Source organism: Pseudomonas sp. R62 (genome assembly GCF_000257605.1).
Lineage (GTDB): Bacteria > Pseudomonadota > Gammaproteobacteria > Pseudomonadales > Pseudomonadaceae > Aquipseudomonas > Aquipseudomonas atacamensis.
Genome location: NZ_JH635998.1, coordinates 418113 through 423531, shown reverse-complemented (window position 1 = coordinate 423531; position 5419 = coordinate 418113). Strand labels below are relative to the sequence as shown.

General features: G+C 61.6%; 8 protein-coding genes. 3 read left to right on the top strand and 5 right to left on the bottom strand.

The window, feature by feature from the left end; translation table 11 throughout:
- Nucleotides 1-82: 82 nt before the first annotated feature.
- The 5 genes from OQK_RS03430 to OQK_RS03410 all read right to left on the bottom strand — a co-directional run bounded on the left by OQK_RS03430 (nucleotide 83) and on the right by OQK_RS03410 (nucleotide 2896).
- Entirely contained in the window at nucleotides 83-535 is a 453-nt protein-coding gene (locus OQK_RS03430; protein WP_016771130.1) for a Spy/CpxP family protein refolding chaperone, read from the bottom strand.
- Between the two features lie 259 nt (nucleotides 536-794).
- Nucleotides 795-1472 carry a response regulator transcription factor gene (locus OQK_RS03425; protein WP_016771129.1) on the bottom strand — a complete coding sequence of 226 codons (678 nt, stop codon included), beginning with the start codon at nucleotides 1470-1472 and terminating at the stop codon, nucleotides 795-797.
- 7 nt (nucleotides 1473-1479) lie between these two features.
- On the bottom strand, nucleotides 1480-1890 hold the full coding sequence (locus tag OQK_RS03420) for a translation initiation factor 2 (RefSeq protein WP_016771128.1): 411 nt from the start codon (nucleotides 1888-1890) through the stop codon (nucleotides 1480-1482).
- A 108-nt stretch (nucleotides 1891-1998) separates the two neighbouring features.
- Nucleotides 1999-2298, bottom strand: a complete 300-nt coding sequence (locus OQK_RS03415; protein ID WP_016771127.1) for a YciI family protein — start codon at nucleotides 2296-2298, stop codon at nucleotides 1999-2001.
- 1 nt (nucleotide 2299) lies between these two features.
- Nucleotides 2300-2896, bottom strand: a complete 597-nt coding sequence (locus OQK_RS03410) for a septation protein A (RefSeq protein ID WP_016771126.1) — start codon at nucleotides 2894-2896, stop codon at nucleotides 2300-2302.
- Between the two features lie 87 nt (nucleotides 2897-2983).
- Between OQK_RS03410 and OQK_RS03405 the strand changes: the two genes are divergently transcribed.
- From OQK_RS03405 to OQK_RS03395, 3 genes are all read left to right on the top strand, one after another.
- Nucleotides 2984-3847 (top strand): PHP domain-containing protein, encoded by an 864-nt coding sequence (locus OQK_RS03405; RefSeq protein ID WP_016771125.1) that lies wholly within the window; start codon nucleotides 2984-2986, stop codon nucleotides 3845-3847.
- Nucleotides 3848-3860: 13 nt separating this feature from the next.
- On the top strand, nucleotides 3861-4490 hold the full coding sequence (locus tag OQK_RS03400) for an L-threonylcarbamoyladenylate synthase (protein ID WP_016771124.1): 630 nt from the start codon (nucleotides 3861-3863) through the stop codon (nucleotides 4488-4490).
- A 123-nt stretch (nucleotides 4491-4613) separates the two neighbouring features.
- Nucleotides 4614-5312 (top strand): segregation and condensation protein A, encoded by a 699-nt coding sequence (locus tag OQK_RS03395; protein ID WP_177318482.1) that lies wholly within the window; start codon nucleotides 4614-4616, stop codon nucleotides 5310-5312.
- Nucleotides 5313-5419: the final 107 nt, after the last annotated feature.

Sequence of the window (5419 nt, the reverse complement as noted above, 5' to 3'; positions counted from 1 at the left end):
CTTCGCGAGCAGGCTCGCTCCCACATTCGATTTGAATGGAACAGGCCCGACGAGGTAAGTCGTCGGGCCCAGGGTCAAGCCATTATTGCGCCTTTTGTGCCTGCTGCGCTTTCCAGGCCTTGAACTCGGCCCATTCGGCGCGGCGTTCGGCGCGTTTCTTCTGGATCTCGTCGAATTGCTTCTGTTGCTCAGGTTTCAGCAGTGCACGGACATCGGACTCGGCTTTCTTGTGGTTGGCCGCGATCTCGTCCTTCATGGCTTTCTGGTCGGCCGGCGAGAGTTTCTCCAGGTACTTGTCGACCACCTGCTTACGCTCGTGCATCTGCTCGCCCATGATCTTGCGAATCTGCTCGCGCTGTTCGCGGGTCAGATCGAGCTCGCTGTACGGGCCTTTGCCGTGCATGCCGCCGTGCATCTGACCGCCGTGGCGCGGGCCATCCAGCGGACCACCGAGCGGACCGCCATCTTGCGGCATGGCCATGGCCACGGTTGGCAGAGCGGCAGCGAACATCAGAGCGATAAGAGTCTTGCGCATGGTGTATCTCCTTGTCTCGTTCCCGGTACGTTCCGGATGAGTGCAGATTACGCAGATCAAGGTCAGCGGCGGTCAGCGCAGCGTAAAGCTTCGGTAAAGACGCTTCGTGCCCGGCCTTACACATATCCAGTGCAGGTGATGCTGAAGGCTGCGATCTGATCGTTCCCACGCTCTGCGTGGGAATGCAGCCGAGGACGCTCTGCGTCCTGCAGCCTGAAGATCGCCGCCTTGGGCAGCTCGTACACGGAACAAGATGGTTTTACAGGCTGTAGTAGTAACCACGGCTACGCAGCGCGACGATGCGCGGGCGGCCGTCGGGGTGGGGGCCGATTTTTTTGCGCAGGTTGCTGACGTGCATGTCGAGGCTGCGGTCGTACAGGGTCAGCTTGCGGCCGAGGGCCAGTTGCGCCAGTTCCTGTTTGTCCAGCGGCTCGCCCGGCTGTTTGAGCAGGGCTTCGAGCAGGCGGCTTTCGGAGACGGTCAGGGTCAGTTCTTTTTCGTCGATGCTGACCACGCCGCGCACCGGGCTGAAACTCAGGTCGCCCAGCTCAAGTTGCGTTGACACAGCGGCGGGATGGCTGCGCCGCAACACGGCGCGCAGGCGCGCGGTCAGTTCGCGGGGGTCGCAGGGTTTGGCCAGGTAATCGTCGGCGCCCAGTTCGAGGCCGAGGATGCGGTCCAGCGGTTCGCCACGCGCTGACAGCATCAGCACCGGCAGGTCGGCGTGGTCGTTGCGCAATTGCTTGAGCAGTTCCAGACCGCTGCCGTCGGGCAGCATCACGTCCAGCACCACCGCCGCCGGGGCGGTTTCGGCCAACGCCTTGCGCGCGCTCTGGCCGTCGTGGCAGGCGCGCACCTGGAAGCCTTCCTGGCTCAACCAGCTACTCAGGAGTTCGCACAACTCCTGGTCATCATCAATCAGTAACAGCTCGCTCATGACTCACTCAATTTAGCCATTGCCGACGTTTTCGGCTTGCACCACTGGCAAAGATACCGCAGAGCAGCGCCAATAGCGCTACCCCGGCGCCAGTGACGAACCACTGCTGTTGGTCGGTCAGCAAACGCGGCAGCGGGCTGGCCTGGGCTTCCTTGAGTTGCAGCTTCAGACGCTGGTTCTCCTGGCGCAGCCGGGCGAGCTGGGCGCTTTCGCGAGTGTTGTCGGCATTTTGCAGTTGTTTGTTCAGTTCTTCGCGCTGCTGCTCACTGGCCTTGAGCCGCTGTTGCAGCTCGGTGATCTGGCTGCCGGCGCTCAATGACAATGGCGTGGAGCTGCCGCTTTCGGTGGTTTCCTCACCATGGGCGGGGGCCATGATCGACAACGTGAGCAACATCAGACACAACGGACCCTTGCGCATCGCGACACCTGTTTCCAAATGGATATTGGGCAGGTTGTCGGCAGGCAAACGAGAATAATGAGCGATTGAGAGCGCGATGAACCGAGAAGGTTCATCGCGTGGCAGGACTTAAGGCAGGACTTGCTTGAACGGCTTGACGATCACATTGGCGTAGACGCCAGCGGCAATGTACGGATCGGCATCGGCCCAGGCCTGTGCGGCGCTCAGGGAGTCGAACTCGGCGACGATCAGGCTGCCGGTGAAACCCGCTGCGCCCGGATCATTGCTGTCGACGGCCGGGTGCGGGCCGGCCAGCACGATGCGGCCTTCGCCCTTGAGCGCTTGCAGGCGTTCCAGATGCGCCGGGCGCGCGGACAGGCGAGCTTCCAGCGAGTTGGCAACGTCGGTGGCAATGATGGCGTAGAGCATGTCAGTCCTCGGTTTTAGGCGTTGTGGTATCGGTGTCATGCAGATGGCGCGACAGGTAAACGCCCTGTGCGACCAGGAACAGCACGGTCATGCCCAGGCTGCCGAACACCTTGAAGTCGACCCAGATGCTCTGGAAGGTGAAGGCGACGAACAGGTTGGCTGCGCCGCAGAACAGGAAAAAGCCGATCCAGGCGATGTTCAGGCGCGTCCAGACCGGGTCCGGCAGGGTCAGCGCGTGGCCCATGATGCGCTTGATCAGCAGGCGATCGCCGATGAAGTGGCTACCGATGAACGCCGCAGCGAACAGCCAGTTGACCACCGGCGCTTTCCATTTCAGGAAGGTTTCGCTGTGGAAGGCCAGCGTCAGGCTGCCGAATACCAGGCAGGCGATCAGCGTCAGCCATTGGCTCTTTTCCAGCTTGCGCTGCTTGATGAACAGCGCGCCGTACACCACCAGGGAGCTGATGATCAGCATCGCCGTGGCGCTGTAGATACCGCCTACGGTCACTTGCTGGCCGGCAATGTCGACGACCCGTGGATCAAGTTTGTAAACGATGAAGAACAGCAGAAGCGGGATGAAATCGATGAATTGTTTCACAGTGAGAGCCAGAAGCTGGATGTGGCGGCATAATAACAAACATATGGGCGCGCGATAGCGCCAGCTGATTTGAGGTTACAACTCCCCGTGAATGTTGATTTGCACTGCCACAGCACGGCCTCCGACGGCGCCCTGGCGCCTGCGGTTCTGGTTGCGCGTGCGTTCGAAAACGGCGTGCGGGTCCTGGCGTTGACCGACCACGACACTCTTGAGGGGCTCGCCGAGGCGCGTACTGCCGCCACCGAGTTAGGCATGCAACTGGTCAACGGCGTCGAATTGTCCTGCACCTGGGGCGGGGCGACCATTCACGTATTGGGCTACGGTTTCGACGTCAACGCCGCGCCGTTGGTTGAAGCGATCGCCAAATTGCACGATGGCCGCTGGCTGCGGTCGGAAGAAATAAGCCGCAAGCTCGCACTCAAGGGGATGCCCGGTGCCCTCGACGGCGCCCGGCAGATCCAGCAGGAGCTGGGCGACAGCGGCAACGCGCCGGCCCGGCCGCATTTCGCTGACTGGATGGTGCGTGAAGGTTATGTAAAGGATCGCGCCGAGGCGTTTCGCAAATGGCTCGGCGCCGGCAAGCTCGGCGACGTCAAGCTGCACTGGCCGACCCTGGAAGACACCGTCGCCACCCTGCGCGCCGCCGGTGCCTGGGTCAGCCTGGCGCATCCATGGCACTACGATTTCACCCGTAGCAAGCGCCGAAAGCTGATTGCCGACTATATTCAAGCAGGCGGGCATGCTATCGAGGTGGTCAATGGCCATCAGCCCGCAGAACAGGTGGGCAGCCTGGCGATCCTTGCCCGTGAGTTCGGTCTGCTGGTCAGCGCCGGCAGTGACTTCCATGGCCCTGGCGGCTGGTCCGAGATCGGCCAGTACCGGCCGGTTCCCGAGGACCTTCCACCCCTGTGGTGTCGGTTCAAACATGACACAGATATTGCCGCCGTCTGAACAGGTAGAGAATGTGAGTCAATTTTTCCAGATACATCCGGAAAACCCGCAAGCGCGCCTGATCAAACAGGCGGTCGAGATCATCCGCAAGGGCGGGGTGGTGATTTATCCCACGGACTCGTCCTACGCCATTGGTTGCCAGATTGGCGACAAGACCGCCATCGAGCGTGTGCGACGTCTGCGTCAGCTCGATGAAAAGCACAACTTCGCGCTGATCTGCAGCGACCTGTCGCAACTGGGCAATTACGCCAAGATCGACACCGGCACCTTCCGCATTCTCAAGGCGCATCTACCCGGTCCTTACACCTTTATTCTCAACGCCACCCGCGAAGTGCCGCGCCTGTTGCTGCATCCGAAAAAACGCACCATCGGCCTGCGCGTGCCAAGCCATCCGATCGCGCTGGCGCTGTTGGCCGAACTCGGCGAGCCGCTGATGAGCGTGACGCTGATCATGCCCGGCGACGAAGACCCACTCAGCGATCCCTACGAAATGCGCCAGTTGCTTGAGCATCAGGTCGATCTGATCATCGACGGCGGTTTTGGCGGCATCAAGGCCTCAACGGTGATTGACCTGACCGGCGACGACCCGGAAGTGGTCCGCGTCGGTTGCGGCGATCCGACGCCGTTCATGGTCGAGGCCTGAATGTCCGCAGTGGAAACCGTGGTCGATCCCCAGGCCGGCGCCCAGCAGGAACTGCCGTTCGCGATGGTCTATGGTCAGGCGGTCATGGAAATGCCGCTGGACCTGTACATCCCGCCGGATGCGCTGGAAGTCTTCCTTGAAGCCTTCGAAGGTCCGCTCGACCTGCTGCTGTACCTGATCCGCAAACAGAACATCAACATCCTCGACATCCCGGTGGCGGAAATCACCCGCCAGTACATGGGCTACGTCGAGTTGATGCAGTCGGTGCGTCTGGAGCTGGCCGCCGAATATCTGGTGATGGCGGCGATGCTCGCCGAGATCAAATCGCGCATGCTTCTGCCGCGGGCGGAAACCGTTGAAGATGAAGAAGACGACCCGCGCGCTGAACTGATCCGCCGCTTGCAGGAATACGAGCGCTTCAAGGCTGCCGCTGAAGGTATCGATGGGCTGAGCCGGGTCGGCCGGGAGGTGATCGTGCCCAAGCTCGACGCCCCGGAAGCGCGGGCGCGCAAGCTGTTGCCCGACGTCGCGCTGGAAGAGATTCTGATGTGCATGGCCGAAGTCCTGCGCCGTGGCGACATGTTCGAAAGCCACCAGGTCAGCCGTGAAGCGCTGTCCACCCGCGAGCGCATGAGCGATGTGCTGGAACGGCTCAAGGGCGGCGGTTTTGTGCCGTTTGTCGAGCTGTTCACCGCTGAAGAGGGCCGCCTCGGTGTGGTGGTGACCTTTATGGCGATCCTTGAACTGGTCAAGGAATCCTTGGTCGAGCTGGTGCAGAATGAGCCGTTCGCCGCGATCCACGTGCGAGCCCGAGCCGAATAACGAGTCCCTGTATGAACCTGACTGAACCCCGCGAGCTGGCGCCCCTGCTTGAAGCCTTTCTGTTGGCCTCGGGAAAGCCGCAATCCCTTGAGCGCCTGTTTGAACTG

Bases quoted from the DNA above. Each gene is read 5' to 3' on its own strand.
- OQK_RS03430 (WP_016771130.1), bottom strand. From the start codon at position 535: ATGCGCAAGACTCTTATCGCTCTGATGTTCGCTGCCGCTCTGCCAACC.
- OQK_RS03425 (WP_016771129.1), bottom strand. From the start codon at position 1,472: ATGAGCGAGCTGTTACTGATTGATGATGACCAGGAGTTGTGCGAACTC.
- OQK_RS03420 (WP_016771128.1), bottom strand. From the start codon at position 1,890: ATGCGCAAGGGTCCGTTGTGTCTGATGTTGCTCACGTTGTCGATCATG.
- OQK_RS03415 (WP_016771127.1), bottom strand. From the start codon at position 2,298: ATGCTCTACGCCATCATTGCCACCGACGTTGCCAACTCGCTGGAAGCT.